An 18,728-nucleotide genomic window follows, 5' to 3' on the forward strand; every position below is an offset into this window, starting at 1 on the left:
GTCGATGTCGTCGACGAACTGGACAGATACCTTTTGTGCCACCGACAGTGCCGCTAAATCAAGCCACGTTCCTTGGGCCGTGGCGGGGTCGGTGGGATGGATTGGGCGTGGTGGAACACGTTGTCGGGGTCGATGGCGTGTTTGGTGCGTACCAGTTTGGTGAAGGTGGTGTCGCCGTAATAAAGCTGCCACCAGCTGGCCACGTCGGTGGTGGGTTGTGCGGGCAGGTCGGCGTCGAGGTAGTTGACGAAGCAGCCGTCGGTGGCGGTGCCGTCGGGGTCGTCGTTCGCGGCGGCGGGGACGCCACCGGTCTCGGCGTAAATCGCGGTGTAGGTGTCGCGCAGCCATTGGACGTGGTCGTCGTCCTGGGCGGGTTCGGTCCAGAAGGTCATGTACTGGAGTTTGATCGCCGAGTCGCGGTGCGGGGTGGCGGTGGCGCCTTTGTCGACGGCGTTGACCTTGCCGCCGTAGGTGTCGAGTGAGACTCGGGCGCCTTCGGCACCCTGTCCTGCGGCGGCGAACGTCGCGGCCAGGGTGTCGATCTGGTGGTCGGTGAGGCGGCGGTGGTAGGCGGACTTGTAGTCGGCGCGCCATTTCCAGCTGCCCTGGCCAAGTCTCTGGGTGGCGTTGAGCCATGGGCGGGGTGCCCAGCGGTCAAGGTTGCGGGGATGGGTGGCGGCGGAGCCGACGGTGAGAACCGCGCCGAGGAAGTCCTTGAGCGTGGCGCGGGCACGGGTCAGGCTGTCGGGGGTGTTGTCGTCGATGGCGACCTGGGTGGTCAGGGTGATCGCAGGCGCTTTCGAGGTCAACTGCGGGAGGACCTCGAACAGGGCGAACAGCTGGTTGTCCGCGTCCGCGTCGTGCGCGCAGTGGTGCTCGCACCATCGGCTGAAGCGGCGCAGCATCGTGGCCAGTTCCGCGCCGTCGGAGCCGACCTGGTCCCAGCCGATGGTGAGCTCGTGCAGCAGCACCTGCCGCGGGGCGCGGGGCAGCAACTCGTGCGGGGGAGTGCGGTCGCCGGCGGCCGGGTCGCGCAGCAGATAGCGGGTGATCACGCCGAAGTTGCCGCCTCCGCCGCCGGTGTGGGCCCACCACAGGTCGTGGTCGGCGCCGGTGCTGTCGCGGGTGACCAGGCGAATCTCACCGTCGGCGGTGACTACCTCCACGCCGTGCAGGTAGTCGACGGTCAGCCCGTCGCGGCGCGACAGCAGGCCGTAACCGCCGCCGACGATGTGCCCGCCCGCCCCGACGGTGGCGCACTCTCCGCCGGGGATGGTGGTGCCCCAGCGTCGGTGCAGCCTGAGATAGACCTCCCACAGGCTCTGGCCGGGGCCGACGGCGACACAGCCGGTCTCCTGGTCGTGCTCGACCACGCGCAGCAGGCCCAGGTCGACCACGGCGCGGACCGAGGAGTTGAACACGTGGTCCTCGTAGCAGTGCCCGCCGCTGCGCACGGTGAAGTGCTGTCCTTTGCCGGTCAGCTTCCGCACACAGGCGGCGACCTCGGCGGCGTCGCGGGGCAGGTACACCTTGTCGGGCGTGCCGACCCAGCGCAAGTTGTTGCCCTGCACCAAGTCCGGGTAGCGCACATCGTCTCTGTCGATCTTCGGTACGGACATGTTCCCATCCAACATCGGGACGGCCCGCACACGAGGGTGAAACCGCGGCGAGGACGGGCGATCCACGCTCACCCTCCGCTGCCGGAACGGCGATCAACGCCGCAGTCGTCGAAGTTCGGCGCGCCGACGGGTATCACCGCAACCTTTCCTGCGACACGACGCCGAAGGATGCGATAGCAGTCGGCGATCAGCGATCGGTCGACGAAAACCCGGGCTCTCGTGACCTGAGGTCAGAAACCCCCGGTTCTGTGAAAGTCGCGGCAGGCCAACGGATCTGACAACCGATCAGGAGCCCGGTCGTCGGCAAGGCTCCTGCCGGTTATATCCGTCAGTAGGTCGTCGGGCAGGAAGTGGTTTCTGGCCCTACTGTGCGCGGGGGTTTCATTGTCGCCGGCGGTGCGTCCATCCTGTTTAAGTCAGGTCCACCAGGTCCTTCAGCCGACGACCAGACCATCATGAACACCGCCGCCGCGACGCTGACAAGGGCATCATGCGACCCCGGCTCAGAGGGTGTCGGTCACGGGTCGGCGGCCGCCGAGGCGGGCGGGAACAGCGGTGAGCGCCGCCACTGCCAGCACCGTGGCCAGCACGAGGGCGATCAGCTGCCAGGGCATGGGAAGCGTGGTCTTCTCACTGTCGCCGCCGGTGATGGTGGTAATGGCGGCGAACAGCAGGAAGCCTCCTGGGAAGACACCCAGGACGGCGCCGAGGAGTGCGGGCAGCACTTGCGCGGTCGCCAGGGCGACGGTTACGTCCCGCGGGGTGGCGCCGAGAGCACGTGCCAGCGCTGAGGCATGTCGGTTGTCGAGCACCGTCGCCCAAGTGATCACGATGGCGTTGACCGCCGCCAGGGACAGCAGGATGACCGTCCAGACTCCGAGCACGCGCTGCAGCACCGTCACCTGAGCTTCGCTGTACGCGCCGGTGCCTGGCTGGTCGCCGAGGTAGGTGTTGAGCGCCAGGAGAACGAAGATCCCGCTGACCGTGACCGCGATGCTGACCACACCCAGGATGGCCCGTCGCGGCCGGCGGGCCGCGATCCGCAGGGCGAGCAGCAGCGGGACGGGCAGTCGCGCGGAGAGTGCGATCAGCCAACCGGTGCGCCGCGGTGGGCGTGCTGCGTCGACCAGCGCGCTGACGGTGCTGGTGCGGGCGCCGCGCACGGCCGGGACGGCGGTCGCCGCCACCGCGACCCCGAGGGCCACCATGGTTACCACAACGACTGTGGACATGGTCACCGACGCGGTCCCTGCGCTGCCGACAAGGCCGGCGCTCGACTCAGTGAGCAACGGAGCGGTCAGCGCCCCGATCGTCAGCCCGGCCGCCGCCGCGACGATGGCCATCAGGAGATACTCCGCGAGCAGCACGGCAGCGACCAGACCCGGTGTGCCGCCGACTGCCTTGAGGAGCCCGACGCGTCGGGTCTGATCGGCCATCCGGCCGCCGACCAGCACCGAAAGACTCGCCACCGCGAGCAGACCGAGGAGCCAGGCTCCGATCAGCAGCAGGATCTGGGAGTCTTTGGCCAGGCCGGTGGCGTCGGCGAGGATGCTCTGCCAGGTCTGCATGGGCATCATGGCGCCGCCATGCTCGGCGCCGTTCGAGTCGACGAAGGCCTGGGCCTCGTCCGGGTCGGCCAGCTTCAGGTTCATCACATAGGACATCGAGTCCTCCGACGGGGCGAGGCCCCGCACGTCCGCCCGGGTGAGCCACACCAACCCGGGATTGTGCAGCAACCCTTCGGGCAGCTTCTGGTCCGCCGGAATGGCGCCGTTAATGCAACCGGAGGCTGTGATGCAGGACGCCCCCGGATAGGGCGGCATGGCTGCCGTGACGGCGACACCGACGACCTTGAACGACTTGCCGCCCAGGGTGACCGAATCACCAACGCTCACATCGAGCGAGTTGGCGAAGGCGGCTTCGAGCACCACGCCGTCGTCGCTGACCCAACTGCCCCGTGTCACCTCGGGCTGATCGACCGCCGCGCTGGTGGCGTCGCGCCCCTCGATCTGCACATCCGACGTGCGATCGGACGCCTCGAGCTTCCCCGCGATGACGGGATACGGTCCACTGTGCTCGGTGACCCCGGAAGCGGTGGCCAGTTTCTCAAGGGCCGCTAGGTCAGCGGACTTGAGAACACTGGCGACCACGTCGGATCCCTTGGTCGCCGCTCGGGTGCTCTCGTACGGGTCGCTGGCCGCGTCACGCAGAACCAGTCCGAGCGTCAGCGTGGTGGTGGCTGCCAGGATGGCGAGCAGCAGAAGCACGGCCTCGGTGCGACGCCGTCGGAGGTCCCGCAGGGCCAGGCGGACCACGAGGAGGATGCGACCCATTCCGGTCAGCCCTCCAATCCGAGTAGCACGCCGAGATTCCCGGTGCTGCCACCGGTCAGCCGGGTCTGGTCCACGAGCGCGCCGTCGCGCATGGAGAACATCCGGTCCGCGGTGGCCGCGATCCGCGCGTCGTGGGTGACGATGACCAACGTCTGCCCGGACTCGTGCAGTTGCTTGAAGAGCTGCAGGACGTCCAGGGTGGCGGCGCTGTCCAGGTTTCCGGTCGGCTCGTCGGCGAGAACCACCAGCGGGTCGTTGCTCAACGCCCGGGCCACCGCGACCCGCTGCCGCTGACCGCCGGACAGCGCGGAAGGCAGGAAGCGGGACCTGCCGGCGAGCCCGAGCTGATCCAGCAGCTCCTCCGCACGCCGCCGGGCGGCCCGCAGCGAGTGTCCAGCCATCAGTGCCGACAGCTCGACGTTCTCCACGGCGGTGAGCTCCTCCATCAGGTGGAAGGACTGGAAGACATAGCCGACGTCAGTCCGTCGCATCCGGGCCAGGGACTTCTCGCCGATGTTGTCGATGCGCCGGCCGTTCAGCACTACCTCTCCACCCGAGGGCCGGTCCAGCCCCCCGAGCAGGTGCAGCAGCGTGGACTTCCCACAGCCGCTGGGCCCCATCAGCGCCACCGTCTCTCCCGCGTGGACGTCGAGATCGACTCCGTCGACGGCACGCACCAGCCCTTCCCCCTTGCCGTACTCCTTGCGCAACCCGCGGGCGCACAGTACGGGAGTCTCGACGACGTTGCTCACGAACCACTCCTTCGGTAAGTCCAGTTCTGCTCACATGCCTCGAGCCAGCGCAGATCCGCCTGAAGCCGGAGCACGATGCCCTCCAACAGCAACGCCGAGTCCGAGTGCTCCGGCTCGGCCATGACGGCGCGCTGGACGTCCCGCAACCGGCGCAACAGCTCGCGGCGCTGGGTGTCGACGATGGTGAGCGGGTCGGCCAACCGGGCCGACGCGGCCGCGATCAGCTTGAGATGGAACTCCGCGAGGTCGGGTTTCGGCCAGCTCACCTCGGCGATCCACTCGGCGACCCGCTGTTGGCCGTCGGGGGTGAGCACGTACACCTTGCGATCCGACCGGGCGGCGTCATCCGCGGCCCGGTCGACCGCGACCAGGCCGGCCTTCTCCAATCGGGTCAACGTGACGTAGACGTGCCCAGCGTTCATCGCCTCGCCGAGCGGGCCGAGCGCGTCACGCAGCCGCGCGCGCAGCTCGTAGCCGTGCGACGGCTCCTTCGCCAGCATCGCCAGCACCACTTCTTGTTGCACCGACCCTCCCTATATAACCGTTAGCCACAGTATCTAACGGTTATCCCCCCTCGCCGTCAAGTCCGCGCAGTACCACGTGCAGGGACCGCGACCAGCGAAGCCGACGCAAACAGTTGACACGGTGGAATCCCCGCTTGTGCCCTTGAGGGCGCTTCGCCCGCTCTCAAGCGGGTCGGTCCCGGCACGACTCAGCCGGGGAGCCGCAGTGCGTCGCCGCGCTCGGTCCTCTAAATCGGACCCCGATTCGTCGAGGCGGGGCAGCGTTTCGGGTTCACATGCGATTGTGCGCACCGCAGCCAAGTGTGCTCATGCTGACAACTCGTCCCGTACGGCCAGCCACAGTTGCCGAGTTCACTCTTGCGCTTGTCGAAGTCCGCATATGCCGATCACCGTGTGAGCGGCACCCAGGGTGAGGTATGAAGATCGAGGCCATTCGAGTCTCGAAGGTGGTGGTTTGCGTGGGGAATTCCTTGCCAGGCGCGGTTGGGGCCCTCATCGGGTTAGCTGGGGTTTTGCTTGGTGCGTGGGTAACAAGCCGCAATCAAGATCGGCGTTGGCTGCGGGAACAGAAGCTGAAGAGCGCCGCGGACTTCATCACAGCTGGCCTGCATCTCTATGAGTCCCAGCTCGATGGCAGTGACCAGCGCCGACTCAAGACAGAGGATCGCGTTGCGTGGCAGGACAAGCTACAGACCGGTAGGTCGCAGATACATCTGCTGTGTCGCGATGAGACACGCGAATCCGCCGACAAGTTCGCTGGCTTGGTGTGGCGGAAAGAAGGCACCACGAAGGTGTCGGACCAGGAGGATGTCGTTAAGGCCCTTCATACTTTCAACAAGCGCCTTCGACGCGAGATTCGCTCCGGCCGGTAGGTTCGACCGGACCACCTGGCCAACGGACGTCCGTCATGCCGTTGGCCGGTAGCTCGGCGACGATCTCGGGCAGCAGAGGTGCGGCTCGACAAGGCAAGCGGCGACGCGACCACGACCCGGTATTACACCCACGGTGGACTGGCCGTCGCGATGCGCACGGGCGGTGTCCTGCATGGTTTCGTCGGCGGCATCAACGACGCCTCAACTGGGCTGCTGCACCTCGGTGCTCGTGACTATGACGCGGATCTGGGCCGGTTCGTATCGCTGGACCCGATCACGCGCCCGGCCGACTCACAGCAGACCAACGGCTACAACTATGCCAACAACTCGCCGGTCAGCCTGCCATCCTTGGCTGCCTGGCACTGATCACCAGCCGTCCGTCGCCATCTCACCGGTTGGAATAGGTCAAGCCGGTCATGCTGGATTCCCTGCGCCGCGCCGACGCGATCGCCCTGTTCACCCGTGTGGCGGGCTCACCGCCGAACCGGCCGGGTTGCTCGGCGCCGATGAACTGACCCCGAAGTCTGCAGATCGGTGGTTGGTCGTGCTTCGAGAACTGTTGTGGCCTGTTCTTCGTGAGGTGGACCCGTGGCGCGCCCGATCATAGAAGCGGCCAATAGTCCGGTGCGAATGCTCAACCAGTCGGCTTGGATCCCGTGTTGGCTCCGGTCCGAGATTCCTTGGATCCCGTGTCGAATCCGGCATCGGCCGTTCGACGCCTAGACAGATGGCGCCCACAGGGGCCCAGTTGACTTAAGACCGCAGGAGGTCGAAGTGTCTACATCCATCCTCGACATGTCGATGTCACTCGACGGGTACATCGCCGATCCCAACGACTTCCTCGGCGGGGAGAACGGCGAGTTGCTCCACGACTGGTTTGCTGCCGGCGGGCCTGCCGGACAATTCGAAGCCGAGTGGAACGCCGCCGGTGCCGTCCTCGCAGGGCGGCGGACCGCCGAGCTCATGGATCACTGGGGCGGTGACCACAACGGCGCCCCGATCTTCGTACCCAGTCACCGGCCACCCGGCCCGGCCGCCCGGTGGAACTACCCGTTGGTGACCTACGTGACCGACGGAATCGAAAGCGCCATGGCACAGGCGAAGGCCGCCGCCGGGGACCGGGACGTCCAGGTGCGCGGCGGATACGTCGCGCAGCGTGCAATCGAGGCAGGGGTGCTCGACGAGGTGCAGATCCATCACATCCCGGTGCTACTCGGTGCCGGCCGCCGACTCTTCGACCTGCTGCCCTCGCTCGTCACCCTGGACATCATTCGCGTCATCGACACCCCGCAAGCCACCCACATCCGCTACCGCGTCCGCCGCTGACCGGCGTGACCCACCTGCACTATCGGAACGGCCGACACGATTCGCCCAGGCGGCGGCCAGTGTCGAGACGGTGGACGGTGCTTAAGGAGCCCTCCGAGGTCTATCGCAGATAATCATCGACTTTCTGCGGAAGGACTCAAGATCGACCTGGGCGTTGGCTCGTGCACCGCACTGACCAGCACCGTCAGGGGCTTATTGCCGTCCATCGTTCCGATGTTCCTCGAACCCTTTTTTCTCGCCCGCGGCGACCTTGGCGACCCGCTTCAGGATCCATCGGAAACATTGCGCGCCATCGCACGTCAGGGTGTTGCGGTAGTCCCTGCCGTTGTACTGGATCTGGTACGGGAGACCCCATTCCCACGCTGACCGGTTCAAGCGGGGCACTCTCCTCGTCACCACCCGCACCCAAGCTGTCGACGTGAGTTATCGCGCGGAGAGGACTCCGTGCAGGATCGCGTGGGCGAGGGCGTCTGCCTGGGCGGCGGGTGAGAACAGATCGGGGCATGCCAGCCAGGTGGCGGCGACACCGTTGACCGCGGCGATGATCGCGATCGCGCCGGACTCCGGCGCCACCGCGGCGCCCTGGCCGCTCTCGCCGGCCGCCGTCAGCAATTCCGTGAGCTGGTTGGCCCAGGCATCCATGACCCGCCGCTTGTCCTCAAGACCGACGTGAAGCTCAGGGAACTCACCTCCCTGCATCGACATCGCGAACGTGGTGCGCAGGGTGGCGTTGTGCTCAAAGGCGGTGAAGAACGCCACGAGGAACCGGCGAATCCGCTCCCAAGGCTCGAGGTGAGGGTGCTCGAGATGCGCCCAGACCGGGCCGGCGGCCTCACCCCAGTTCTCGGCGATCGTGGCGAGGTACAGCGCGGCCTTGTCGGTGAAGTGGTGATACACCGCGCCACGGGTCAACCCGGCTCGTTCCGCGATGCCGGCCAGCGTCGCCGAGGCATAGCCCCGTTCGGCGAACACCTCCAACGCGGCCGTGAGCAGAGCCCGGCGCGTCTGGGCCGCTTCTTCAGGTGATCGTCGCATCTCACCATTGTGGTATACATACACGCATGTATGATTCGAAAACGAGCGTGTCGATCCGCGATGTGAGGGTGTTCACCGGCGACACCGTTCTGACCCGCGCCCACGTGACCGTCGACAACGGGCTGATCACCACGATCACGACCCAGCCGGCGCCAATCGCGAACGGCACCGAGATCGTTGACGGCCGGGGCCAGACCCTGCTGCCCGGCCTCATTGACGCCCATGCGCACGTCTTCCCGGGAAACCTGGAACAGGCCCTGGCCTTCGGGGTCACCACCGTGCTGGACCTGATGGCTGACCCGGCGGCGATCACCGCCCTTCGTCGGCAAGCCGGCACCACGCCGACCATGGCCGACGTCAGAACCGCCGGCACAGCGGCCACCGTGCCAGGCGGCTACGGCTGGTACCTGGTCGAGATGGGGTACCTACCGCCGTTCCCCACCCTGACCGGACCCGCCCACGCCGAAGCGTTCATCGACGCCCGGCTGACGGAAGGCTCCGACTACATCAAGATCCTCATCGACGATGGATCAACCACCGGAACACCCCTGCCCAAGCTGGGCGAGGACACGATCACCGCGCTCATCGACCACGCCCACGCCAGCAACCGGCTCACCATCGCCCACACTCTCAACGCCGTCGATGCCGCCACGGCCACCCGCGCCGGCATCGACGTTCTCGGCCACCTGTTCCTCGACCGCGTCGACCCGGACCTGCCGCACCTACTCGCCGAACAGGGCACCGCGGTGATCCCGACCCTTGCCGTCCTCGACGGACTGTTCGGCCGACCACACGGAGCCGAACTGCTCGCCGACCACCGCATCGAGCCCTACCTCGACACCACATCCCGCCAGATGCTCGGCTTCGGCCCGATCCCCCTGAACCCCGAAGCACGCTACAACCTCGATGTTCCCCGCCACACCCTCAGCCAACTCCGCGACGCCGGTGTCACGATCCTCGCCGGCAGCGACGCCTCCAACCCCGACACCGCCCACGGCGCCACCCTCCATCTGGAACTCGAACTCCTCGTCCACGCCGGCCTCACCCCCATCGAAGCCCTCACCGCCGCCACCAGCGCACCAGCCGACCGATTCACACTCACCGACCGCGGCCGCATCGCACCCGGACTCCGCGCGGACCTCCTCCTCGTCGACGGCGACCCCACCAGCAACATCACCAACACCCGCGACATCACCGCCATCTGGCGAAACGGTCAACGCATCCCACGCGCCACCCACCTTCAGAAGGCACGGTCGTGACCACAACGGTGAACGCGACAACGATTGACTCGAGTCGCCGCGAAGGCATCAATATCCCAGGCAAGGTGAAGAGCTGAAGAAAGGCCAAGACTGTTCCGTAGGTTGAGAACCTACAATTGGCGACCGCGTTGTAGGGTCTCAGGATCGATGACACTTTCTCAATGACAATGACGGCTGAGGCAGCAGCGAGGTAGCTGGCTACGGTGGTGCGGATTCAGTTCGAAGACCGGGAACGAAGGCGCCTTAACCGTCTCTGCCAGTCGCGACCCGCTTGGCCCAGCTCGGACCGCCGGTTTGATCTCGAAGGGGCGTCGAACTCTGCGAAGGTGTACGTGGACCGATGGCCTTCACAGGTACCGGATAGAGGCCTTTTCGGAAGCTGCCGTGTTCGAACAAGACGACCATGGCGGTGTCTTCGCCGCCGACCCATGCCTCGAAAGCGCGGCGTCCTGCTTGATAAGTAGCTCCGTATGTCGACATGATCGAACGGAGCCGGATCGTGCTGCCGTCTTCGAAGCCGATCGTGATCACCGGTCGTGGGGCCAGACGCCCTGTGAAGACTTCGATGTCGACGACTGTCGCGGTGTGCCAGCCTGTCCTCCGCACCGACTTGGCTCTTCTGTGCCATCCGGCCCAGGCGGTCAAGCTGACCATGCTCCCGAGGGCCAGTGGAATGCCGAAGAGAATCGCGAGTCCGGGTGAACGCATCGCCAACGAGAGCCACACCATAAGACCGAATGCCGTGACGCAGAAACCGGAGGGCAAGATAGCGAGGTGGCCCATGGTGTGAAAGCGCTGGGGCTGAGCCTCGAGCCCGGGCTCCTGCGCGACGCCTGTTTCCGTGGGAAGCCAGGTGACGACCGGAGCCCCGCGTACCTTACGACCGTAGTGGAGAGCGACGACGCATGAGATCCCGGCAGCGAGGAGCGCGACCGAGATGATCACGACGTTGGTCACGAATTCGACGCTTCCCACGAAGGCGGTGCCGCCGTCCCCAGTCAGACCGAGGCAAAGCATGACGGCGGAGGCAAGGAAAAGCACGACCACGACCATGGTTGCCAGGTAGAACATCCGTCGCCGGTCCAGAAGCATCGGAACTGAAGGCTGCGTGGCCACGAGAACTCCCTCTGGGTCGACGAATGACGTGCCGACCAGACTTCCCGGCGCTCCTGCCTGGAGAATACCCGAATGGCCTCGCGAGCGGAACGTGTCGCGGGGCCAGGCGAGGCAATCGCCGGGTTCGCCTCGGCGAGAGGCCGGGTCGTGCCGCAGAACCGTCCGCGCCATGCCCGGACCGCGAGAAAACAGAAAGCTCCGCGACCTGGCCGTCCGATTCGTCGGCCACGCCACCGGCAACCAGCCTTGAAGGGGCCGCCGGAACAGGGGAGAACTGCCACGGGCAGAGCCCGTGTGGCGTGGGTTCAGCGTTGCCGGGCCGCCACGCTCGCCTTATGCCGCGGGCCGGTCACGGCTCGAAACTGGCCCGCCATTTGTTTGCAGATTTCGATAAGTCTGTCGAATACATCGTGGCCCAGCCGTTCCTTCGGCGATCTGAGCGTCGTCGGACAAAGGTTAGGTGCGTCTTGTCCACGTGCGGGGTTCGCCGAAGGACACCGGGTCCACGTCGGCCACGTCTACGGTGAATCGCCACTCGGTGGTGGCGCTGTACTCGTCGTCGGGGTTGGTGAACTCCAGGCAGATGTCCCAGCTGTCGCTGTCGGGGCGGCCGTACGGGCTGCGGGCGACGGCGAGGTCGCGCAGCACGAGATCGCGCGCGGAGGCGGCGGCCAGAGCGCGGGCGGGTGGGATCAGGTCGACGGCCGCGTGGTTGAGCGCACGCTGGGGCGCGTGGCGGCCGGGGTTGCGCAGAGCACCGGTCACCGCGTCCACGAAGTCGCGCAGGGCCGCCTCGATCCGGCGCACGAGGTGCGGTGGTGGCGCGATGGCCGAGATCGTCATGCGGACCCGGTCGGTGACCGACCACGCCGATAGGCGGACCGGCGCGGACAGCGAGGCCACCGGCACGACCCCGCCGTCGATGAGGCGCACGTGCGTCCCGCCGGCGGTGCCGGCCACGGACACGAGGTCGACGGTGGGCCCGGGGCGTTCTTGCGCGGCCAGCACTGCGATGAGCTTCGCGAAGATCTCGCTGCGATATGGGCCGGCCGGCGTGACGGCGTGCTGTGGAGAGCCGTCGACTTCCACCGTCCACACGAGATCGACGGCGGTGTCTGGGTGTGCGGCCAGGTACTCCGCCATCCAGCACGGGTCTTCCGGATGGGTGAAGCGGTCGCGGATCTGGCGCGATGTGAACCCGAAACCCAGGCGCCCCAGCGCGAACACCGGTGTCACCGGTAGCGGTAGCAGGCTGGGCAGCACGTCGTCGGCCACGGCGACCCTGGCCGCGGCCCGCAGGTCCACCCTGCCGGCGAGGCACCGTCCTGGTTCCCCGACGCTGTCGGTGAGGCCGCAGGGGTTCGCCGTCGTCACGAGGGCGTCGCGCACGCCGAGCGGGTCGGCCGGCAGTCCTCTGCCGACCCGCGCGCTCGCCAGCAGCGCCGCCATGCCCGTCACGACCGGCGCGGCGACGCTGGTGCCCTTGCGGCGCCGGGTACCGCCGGGGACGGCGTGCTCGAACTCGCCCGGCGCGACCACGGCGTGCGGCAGGTAGGCGCTGCCCCAGTTGCTGTAGCGGAACATCGTGCCGTCGTCGGCGTACGCGCCCACGGCCAGCACGCCGGGCAGGATGCCCGGCGCGGCCAGCGACCGGCCGCCCTCGTTGCCGGTCGGCGTGACGATCAGTACGCCCGCCTCGACGGCCGCCGCGACCGCCCGCTTGAACAGCGGGTCCGCATCGCCCGACAGTGTCGGCAGCGCGACCGAGCAGTGGATCAGGTGCACGCCCGCCGCGACGAGTGCCTCGATCGAGCGGGCCAGGTTGAGCGGGTCGAGGCCGTCGGATTCGACCCGCACGGCGGGGACCACGACACCGCGGCACCGGGGCACGAACCCCGGTGTCGCGCTGTCATGTCGCCCGAACAGCACGGCCGTGATGAACGTGCCGTGCTCGACCGGAGGTCCGGCGTCCCTTGCCGATCCGAGCCAGCGCGGTTCGAGCACCTCGATGTCCGCGCCCCGCAGAGCCGGGTGCCCGAGGTCGGGCCTGCCGTCGAGGACGCCGACCACGACGTCCGGGTGCCCGGGCGACTCCCGCCACAGCTCCGAAACGCCGGGGATGTCGCGCAGTGCGGTCATCCGTCCGACGATCCCGACTGGGCGAGCCGGTGGAACGCGGGCAGGTCGAACGACTGCGGGTCGTTGAGGTTGTAGCCGTGCACGAGCTGAACGTAGAGGTGGTTCCACCGCTCCGCCGACGTCGGTGAGTACCGCCGCTGTGCTTCGCGGACCACGTAGAGGTCCTCGGTTCGCACGAGTTCCGGGCGTCGCACCGGGGGCGTCTGTTCCGGGAAGTACGACATGACTGGTCTCCGTTCCGGGCTCAGGACTCGCGCCAGCTGCGGACGGCGCCGACCGTGACCGGGAAGACATCGCTCACGTCAACGGTGTAGCGGAACACGAGCCGGGCCCGCCGGGTGTCGAGCGGGTTGAAGAAGCTCAGCTTGATGTCCCAGGAGTCGCTGTCCGGTCGCGCGTAGGGGCTCTTCTCGACGCCGAACTCGTCGAGCACGAGCTTCTGTTTCGTTGCCTGGGCGAACGTCTGGCCTGCTTGGAACGCGTTGGTCGCCGCGTAGTTGAGCGCCCGGTCCGCCGCGGCTTTGCCCAGATTGCGCAGCTCGAAGTAGATGCGGTTGAGGAAGTCCCGCAAGGCTTCGCGGACCTCTTCTGACTGGGGCCGGTTGTCGTCTTGCTCATGGCGGAGATCGACGTCGTCATCAGCGTCCACGGCAGCAGCCGCGAGTTGCTTGACGTCCCAGCCGACCAGGCCCTCTGTCTGCTCCAGCTCGATCACCGGGACGACCTGTCCGGAGAACAGCCGGACGGTGCGGCCGGTGACCCGGCCTGGAAGCGCGACGCGCTCGATGAACCGCTTGGTGCGCTCACCACTGATGATCGGGTGGGCCGCCTCGGCGCATTCCAGGGCTTTCTTCGCCGACTCCGCCAGCGACTCCGCCTGCTCGATCAGCTTGTTCTTGTCCTTGGTGGGCTTGCCGAACTCCGGCGCCTTCTTCCACGCCTCGTCCGCGGCCTTCTTCGCGTCCAACGCTGTCTTGAGCCGTGGATCGTCCGGCTTGGCGTACTTGCGTGCCGTAATACACATCCATTTCGCGTGGTGCAGCGCGTTGTCCGCCTGGTGGAACGCGTCTTCGGCGATGTTCTTGAACTCAGATTCCCCAGCGTCCTGGATGAGTTTCTTCAGGTTCGCCAGATCGCGCGGGTCTTTCTGGAACTTCCGCACCCGCTTCAGGCGCCGGTCGGCCTCGGCCGCGTCGTCGACTTCCGACTCGGTGGTCGTCGTCGCGGCCACCTGGCCATCCAGCAGATCGACCAGACGCTGGTAGACCTCGGGACCGAAGCCACCGACACCCTCGATCGCGTAGACCGGGGTCAGCTCCAGGTTGAGCGTCCAGATCAGCCGGTTCGACTCGGACGGCTTCTTCCGGAGGTAGGTGACGAGCTGTTTGGCGTCGTACGGGTTCGGCGGTGGCTTCGGCTGCGCGTCCGCGGGCATCGGCTGCGAGTTCTGGTACGCGGCGAGGGCCTGCTTGAACGAGTCGCGCCGCGCCTCCGTGCCGAAGTCGTAGCCCAGCGCGCCGATCGCATACACCAGGGAACTCGGTTCGGGCTCCGGCTCGACGGCCGACGGGACGACCTCCTCTCGGTCGGGTGCCGGCTCGTAGCGGTGCACGACCTGTTGCGTCACCACGGGTTCGGGCGCCGGGGTGACGTCCGAGCATGCGCACGACTGGGCGACCTCGGGCTCGGCAGGCACTTGCTCTTCTTCGATCTGGGTTGTCACTAGGTTTACCGCCCTTTCGATGTCGAGTGTTCCGGTGAGGAGGCGTAGGCAGGCGACCGGATCGTCCGAGCCGCACGGTGTCGCGGTGGTGAGCAAAGCGTCGGCGATCCTCCGCGGATCCGGCCTGCGGCCCGCGGCGACTTGCAGGCTGAGCAACAGGGCCGCGACCCCGGCGACGAGCGGGGTCGCGAGGCTCGTCCCGGTGCGGCGGGCGACTCCGCCGCCGGGCAGCGGGCACAGCAGGTTCTCGCCCGGTGCGAGCAGGCCGCGCCGCTGGTACTCCGCGCCCCAATTGCTCACGGCCAGCGGCTTTCCGGAGTCCGCGAGCGCGCCGACCGCGAGCACGGACGGCAACGCGGCGGGCACGTGCGCGCAGAAGCACCCGTCGTTGCCCGCCGCCGCGACGACGAGCACGCCGCGCTCGGCGCACCGGCGCACCGCCCGTGCCAGCAGGTCGTCGGCACCGCCGGCGGCGGACAACCGGCCCGCGCTGACGTTGACCACATGGGCGCCCGCTTCCACCGCGGCCTCGATACCCCGGGCGAGATCGAGTTGCGTGGTACGCGGCCGCCGGTCGGAAAACACCGGCACCGAGATGATCCGGCAACCAGGTGCGACGCCGGGTGCCGGACCGCCGTGCCGCCCGGCGAGCACGCCGGCGACGGCCGTCCCGTGCGCACCCCGCGCACCGGGCGTCGCGTCGGCGGGCCAAAGCGATCTTGCTGTCGTCAGGGCGACACCGGCCAGCGCCGGGTGGCTGTTGTCGACCGCTCCGTCGACAACAGCCACCCGGATCCGGTCGTCTCCGGTGGTGCGTGCCCACAACGCGGCCAGGCCGGGGATCGCGGAAAGCTCAGCCACGGTTCCCCCGCTCGGTACCGCGACGTGGGCACCGGATCATCGGGCGTCGTCACCCGCGAACGGGATGTTCTTGAACTGGATGCCGCCCCAGATGGACTGGTCGACACCCTCCTCGGTGGCCGCCGTGCCCGCTGCCGGACGGCTGACCGGCTCGACGATCTGCGGCGCGAGAGCGTTCTCGTGCTCGAACATGCGACTCTCCTTATATTCGACGGAAATTCCGGCGGAAACCGGACGAGAGACCACGCTATTAATCTCTGAAAAAGGAGTCAATTACACGACCGGGCGGTGCCAGCTACCCAAAATCCCTTCATGTACCACCCTCTGGAACAGTTGCGAGTTCACCGACCTAGCCATAGTCAAGAAGCTGAGATGAAGAGCGAGACTAGATTTCATTTGACAGATGGCCCGGACTTGTGGGCAGCGACTTCCTGGAGTCAGTCGCCTTCTGGAGTGTCCTTCGATCGAGAATTCAGACCGGGTGCAGCGTTCACTCCGCGTTTCATGAGTAAATCGATATCTGTCAACTGACGGCCGGCCTGACGCGCTGGTCGAGAGCGTTTGTTTCTCAATGTTTGTCAAATTAGCGAGTGCGACTCGGCGACAACCCGAGAGAGCAGGCATGGTCCTGGCTCCCGCCACACCCGCTAGTGGACGCAGCGTATCCGAGGCATAAGCTCAAACCACACGCGGCAACCGCCGGCAGTCGCCGATCGAACGACCCGCGTCACCCTCGCGGCTATATCGACCTGGTATTGGACACCAATTGTCAAGAACGCTGAGGCATGTGTGGCGAATGGCTGACAGCATCTCACCATATGAGGCCAGCAAGAAACTCTCATTCTCATGAGGCAGAAACCGCCGCCGACACGATGCTGCACCAGCGTCGGAGATACCGGTATCAAAGCCGTGTAGTTACTCAGTGGGGTTGTACTCGGGCCTTTCGGTCGTACGTCCAGCGGGAAGCTGGGCGGTCGAGACCCCGAAGGACTTCCGAAACCGACCACTAAGGCAGGGTAGTGGCCTCCGGTACCGGAATTCTGCGATGACCGGGTCCGCCGATCCATTCGACTCTGCGGACGTCGTCTCGGCATCGGAGTCGGTTGTCCGGGTCGGTGACGGTGTCCGGCCCGGCCCGGCCGAGGAAGTATCACCGGGCGCATGATCGGTAAACTCGACGAGGCCGCGGCAGCCGCGCTGACCACGGCGTTCGGCAAGGTGACGTACACGGTGCCGTCGACGATCGTGGTTGATCTGACCGGGTGAACTTCCTGGAGCTGGAGGGCGTGGCATCTCTGTTAGCACTAACCAGTCTCTGCTCCGACGACCACCGTGGCCTGTGGATCGTTTCTTCACCTGTCGTGCGTCGCAAGCTCACCTTGCTCGGCCGCTGCCGCGTCGGCCGGTCGCGACAGTCAACGAATTGCTCCCTGACCAGCAGTGATCGGCAGGAAAGACCCCAGCGAGCCTCGCGTTGCTCCAAGTTGAGGCTGGTTGGTCGATGCGGCAGGCTGAGGTCATGGTCGAGATGAGCCCGTCCGCTGCGCGCGAGTTCTGAAGGCGTTGATGGACAACGCATCCGCTCTGGTCGCTGATGCCCATACTTTGCTGGCCGCGGGCTCGTATGGGCGTGCTCGCTCGTTGCGCGTCCTGGCACAGGAAGAACTCGGCAAGCTTGCTCAGCATGGACGCAGTCACACCGCGAAGTAGCTTGAAGCCGTCGTGTTCGGCGACGAGCTTGCCGAGTTCTGGGGGGATTACAGCCGCATCCGAGAACAGGTGGCGAACCTCGACTCGTTTGAGGAGGCATACGAGCAACGGCAGAAAGAAGCCGAACAAGCCGCCTCTGAGGCCAGCATCGCAAAAAAGCTTCGGGTCCTGCGGCCCTGTCCGGTCGCGTGCGCTGCCCCCAATGTGGCATTGGGGACGCTGATCGTCCCCAATGCCACATTGAGGACTTTTCATCTTGGTTTGTGCTGGTCAGGGTGTTGGGTGGTGTGTTTTTTGTTGGTGTTGAACGAGGACGAGTAGTGCTCGGAGCAGGGTGGTGGCATGGCGGGGGTTGAGGCGGAGTTTGTCGAGGATCCGCCAGGTTTTGAGGGCGGCGAAGGCTCGTTCGACGGCGCAGCGTAGTCCGTTGAAGATGGAGTTGGAGGCCTTTTCGGCGTCGGTGAGAGGGCGGTTGACCTCGGCTTTGATGGGGGTGATGACAGTGTGGTCCCGGTTTGCGGTGGCAGGTTTTTTGGCGAGTTCGCGGAGGTCTTTGTGTAGTCCGTGGTAGCCCTTGTCGCCGCCGAGGGCGAGGTCTGCCGTGTGGAGGTGGTCGAGAAGTTTGTGTCGGCGGGCGGCGGTGATGTCGGCGGTTTTGCCGGGCAGTGCGCAGGAGAGCCAGAGCAGGTTGCCGCCGGTGTCGGTGATGGCTTGGACGTTGAGGCCGTGGCGTTTGTGTTTGCCGCTGTAGTGGCGGCGGTTGGCTTTCCCGGTGCGCCGGCGGGTGCGGATCAAGGTGCCGTCGACGAGGAGCAGAGTGGCGCCGATGGCACGTACCTGGGTAAGGACCCGGTTGAGTCTGGGTGCGCGGGCTGCAAGCAACGCGATGAGTTCCAGTACCCACCGGCGCAGTGTTGAGGCGGATATCCCGTTGCCGGCGGCCAGATCCTCCAAGCGCTGATCGTGGCGCAGTACCACCAGTACCAGCAGGGCTTGCTTGCCCGGTGACGCTTTGCGCCATCGGGACCCGACCTGTTCGCGGTGTTTACGGATGAGGTCACCGGCCATCACGACGGTCTGTTTCGACACGGGAAGGGTGCTCTGGTAGACAAGGGCCTCGGAGCCCTCGGTTGTTTGTTGACTCACATCTGCAAATCCTGCCGAGGGCTTCGCTTATGCCCGCTCACGCCACACCTCGCATTCGGGGGTTACGGGCACACCGCGCCACAGTTTCCCCGCCACCACAACCACTCCCGGCACCCGCAACCCCTCCCCACCAGCAACAACAGGATGAAAAGTCCCCATTGGGGGCAGCGGCACTCCACCGCGGCACAGCGCCCAGGCCGAGCGAGCCCAAGCACCAGGGAAACGTCATGAGGGGTCCCCATAGGACGAAAAGTGTCCAGCCGGCTATCTGCCACGGCTGCTGGTCGCCGCGCTGGTGGAGTGGATCGGCAAC

At 66.7% G+C, this 18,728-nt stretch carries 16 protein-coding genes; 5 read left to right on the plus strand and 11 right to left on the minus strand.

Going from position 1 to position 18,728, the window contains the following annotated elements:
- Positions 1-53: 53 nt before the first annotated feature.
- From AB0M65_RS20260 to AB0M65_RS20275, 4 genes are all read right to left on the minus strand, one after another.
- Entirely contained in the window at positions 54-1,619 is a 1,566-nt protein-coding gene (locus tag AB0M65_RS20260) for an FAD-binding protein (protein WP_364029400.1), read from the minus strand.
- Between the two features lie 503 nt (positions 1,620-2,122).
- Positions 2,123-3,952: an FtsX-like permease family protein gene (locus AB0M65_RS20265; protein ID WP_364029402.1), complete on the minus strand. Its 1,830-nt coding sequence runs from the start codon at positions 3,950-3,952 to the stop codon at positions 2,123-2,125.
- Positions 3,953-3,957: 5 nt separating this feature from the next.
- Positions 3,958-4,704, minus strand: a complete 747-nt coding sequence (locus AB0M65_RS20270) for an ABC transporter ATP-binding protein (protein ID WP_364029404.1) — start codon at positions 4,702-4,704, stop codon at positions 3,958-3,960.
- Complete coding sequence (locus AB0M65_RS20275) at positions 4,701-5,228, minus strand: PadR family transcriptional regulator (RefSeq protein WP_364029406.1); 528 nt, start codon at positions 5,226-5,228, stop codon at positions 4,701-4,703. Before AB0M65_RS20275 ends, AB0M65_RS20270 begins: the two co-directional genes overlap by 4 nt.
- A 416-nt stretch (positions 5,229-5,644) precedes the next feature.
- On the opposite strand from AB0M65_RS20275, the gene AB0M65_RS20280 reads away from it, so the two are divergent.
- From AB0M65_RS20280 to AB0M65_RS20290, 3 genes are all read left to right on the plus strand, one after another.
- Positions 5,645-6,100, plus strand: coding sequence for a hypothetical protein (locus AB0M65_RS20280; RefSeq protein ID WP_364029408.1), 456 nt, complete (start codon positions 5,645-5,647; stop codon positions 6,098-6,100).
- A 78-nt stretch (positions 6,101-6,178) separates the two neighbouring features.
- On the plus strand, positions 6,179-6,466 hold the full coding sequence (locus AB0M65_RS20285) for an RHS repeat-associated core domain-containing protein (protein WP_364029410.1): 288 nt from the start codon (positions 6,179-6,181) through the stop codon (positions 6,464-6,466).
- 408 nt (positions 6,467-6,874) lie between these two features.
- Positions 6,875-7,426: a dihydrofolate reductase family protein gene (locus AB0M65_RS20290; protein ID WP_364029412.1), complete on the plus strand. Its 552-nt coding sequence runs from the start codon at positions 6,875-6,877 to the stop codon at positions 7,424-7,426.
- A gap of 423 nt (positions 7,427-7,849) precedes the next feature.
- Here the strand turns inward: AB0M65_RS20290 and AB0M65_RS20295 are convergent, their stop codons facing one another.
- Positions 7,850-8,461: a TetR/AcrR family transcriptional regulator gene (locus tag AB0M65_RS20295; protein ID WP_364029414.1), complete on the minus strand. Its 612-nt coding sequence runs from the start codon at positions 8,459-8,461 to the stop codon at positions 7,850-7,852.
- A 26-nt stretch (positions 8,462-8,487) separates the two neighbouring features.
- Here AB0M65_RS20295 and AB0M65_RS20300 point away from each other — a divergent pair, with 26 nt between their 5' ends.
- Positions 8,488-9,720, plus strand: coding sequence for an amidohydrolase family protein (locus AB0M65_RS20300; RefSeq protein ID WP_364029416.1), 1,233 nt, complete (start codon positions 8,488-8,490; stop codon positions 9,718-9,720).
- Between the two features lie 243 nt (positions 9,721-9,963).
- Here the strand turns inward: AB0M65_RS20300 and AB0M65_RS20305 are convergent, their stop codons facing one another.
- The 5 genes from AB0M65_RS20305 to AB0M65_RS20325 form a co-directional block, all read right to left on the minus strand.
- Positions 9,964-10,836 carry a hypothetical protein gene (locus AB0M65_RS20305; RefSeq protein ID WP_364029418.1) on the minus strand — a complete coding sequence of 291 codons (873 nt, stop codon included), beginning with the start codon at positions 10,834-10,836 and terminating at the stop codon, positions 9,964-9,966.
- A gap of 456 nt (positions 10,837-11,292) precedes the next feature.
- Complete coding sequence (locus tag AB0M65_RS20310) at positions 11,293-12,975, minus strand: S8 family serine peptidase (protein WP_364029420.1); 1,683 nt, start codon at positions 12,973-12,975, stop codon at positions 11,293-11,295.
- Positions 12,972-13,199 carry a hypothetical protein gene (locus AB0M65_RS20315; RefSeq protein ID WP_364029422.1) on the minus strand — a complete coding sequence of 76 codons (228 nt, stop codon included), beginning with the start codon at positions 13,197-13,199 and terminating at the stop codon, positions 12,972-12,974. The genes AB0M65_RS20310 and AB0M65_RS20315 overlap by 4 nt, the downstream gene beginning before the upstream one ends.
- Positions 13,200-13,219: 20 nt before the next feature.
- Entirely contained in the window at positions 13,220-15,559 is a 2,340-nt protein-coding gene (locus tag AB0M65_RS20320; protein ID WP_364029424.1) for a S8 family serine peptidase, read from the minus strand.
- 36 nt (positions 15,560-15,595) lie between these two features.
- Positions 15,596-15,751, minus strand: coding sequence for an anacyclamide/piricyclamide family prenylated cyclic peptide (locus AB0M65_RS20325; protein WP_364029426.1), 156 nt, complete (start codon positions 15,749-15,751; stop codon positions 15,596-15,598).
- Positions 15,752-17,113: 1,362 nt separating this feature from the next.
- Here AB0M65_RS20325 and AB0M65_RS20330 point away from each other — a divergent pair.
- Positions 17,114-17,269: an AbiV family abortive infection protein gene (locus tag AB0M65_RS20330; RefSeq protein WP_364029430.1), complete on the plus strand. Its 156-nt coding sequence runs from the start codon at positions 17,114-17,116 to the stop codon at positions 17,267-17,269.
- A gap of 270 nt (positions 17,270-17,539) precedes the next feature.
- On the opposite strand, the gene AB0M65_RS20335 is transcribed toward AB0M65_RS20330, so the two are convergent.
- A complete protein-coding gene (locus AB0M65_RS20335) occupies positions 17,540-18,358 on the minus strand; it encodes a transposase family protein (RefSeq protein WP_364029428.1) in 819 nt (272 codons plus the stop codon).
- Positions 18,359-18,728: the final 370 nt, after the last annotated feature.

Source organism: Amycolatopsis sp. NPDC051071, from assembly GCF_040682875.1.
In the GTDB taxonomy this organism is placed as follows: domain Bacteria; phylum Actinomycetota; class Actinomycetes; order Mycobacteriales; family Pseudonocardiaceae; genus Amycolatopsis.

What these genes read in the sequence shown, in the direction of transcription:
- AB0M65_RS20260 (WP_364029400.1), bottom strand. Translation starts at nt 1,619, where the DNA reads ATGTCCGTACCGAAGATCGACAGAGACGATGTGCGCTACCCGGACTTG.
- AB0M65_RS20265 (WP_364029402.1), bottom strand. Translation starts at nt 3,952, where the DNA reads ATGGGTCGCATCCTCCTCGTGGTCCGCCTGGCCCTGCGGGACCTCCGA.
- AB0M65_RS20280 (WP_364029408.1), top strand. Translation starts at nt 5,645, where the DNA reads ATGAAGATCGAGGCCATTCGAGTCTCGAAGGTGGTGGTTTGCGTGGGG.
- AB0M65_RS20295 (WP_364029414.1), bottom strand. Translation starts at nt 8,461, where the DNA reads ATGCGACGATCACCTGAAGAAGCGGCCCAGACGCGCCGGGCTCTGCTC.
- AB0M65_RS20300 (WP_364029416.1), top strand. Translation starts at nt 8,488, where the DNA reads ATGTATGATTCGAAAACGAGCGTGTCGATCCGCGATGTGAGGGTGTTC.
- AB0M65_RS20310 (WP_364029420.1), bottom strand. Translation starts at nt 12,975, where the DNA reads ATGACCGCACTGCGCGACATCCCCGGCGTTTCGGAGCTGTGGCGGGAG.
- AB0M65_RS20315 (WP_364029422.1), bottom strand. Translation starts at nt 13,199, where the DNA reads ATGTCGTACTTCCCGGAACAGACGCCCCCGGTGCGACGCCCGGAACTC.
- AB0M65_RS20325 (WP_364029426.1), bottom strand. Translation starts at nt 15,751, where the DNA reads ATGTTCGAGCACGAGAACGCTCTCGCGCCGCAGATCGTCGAGCCGGTC.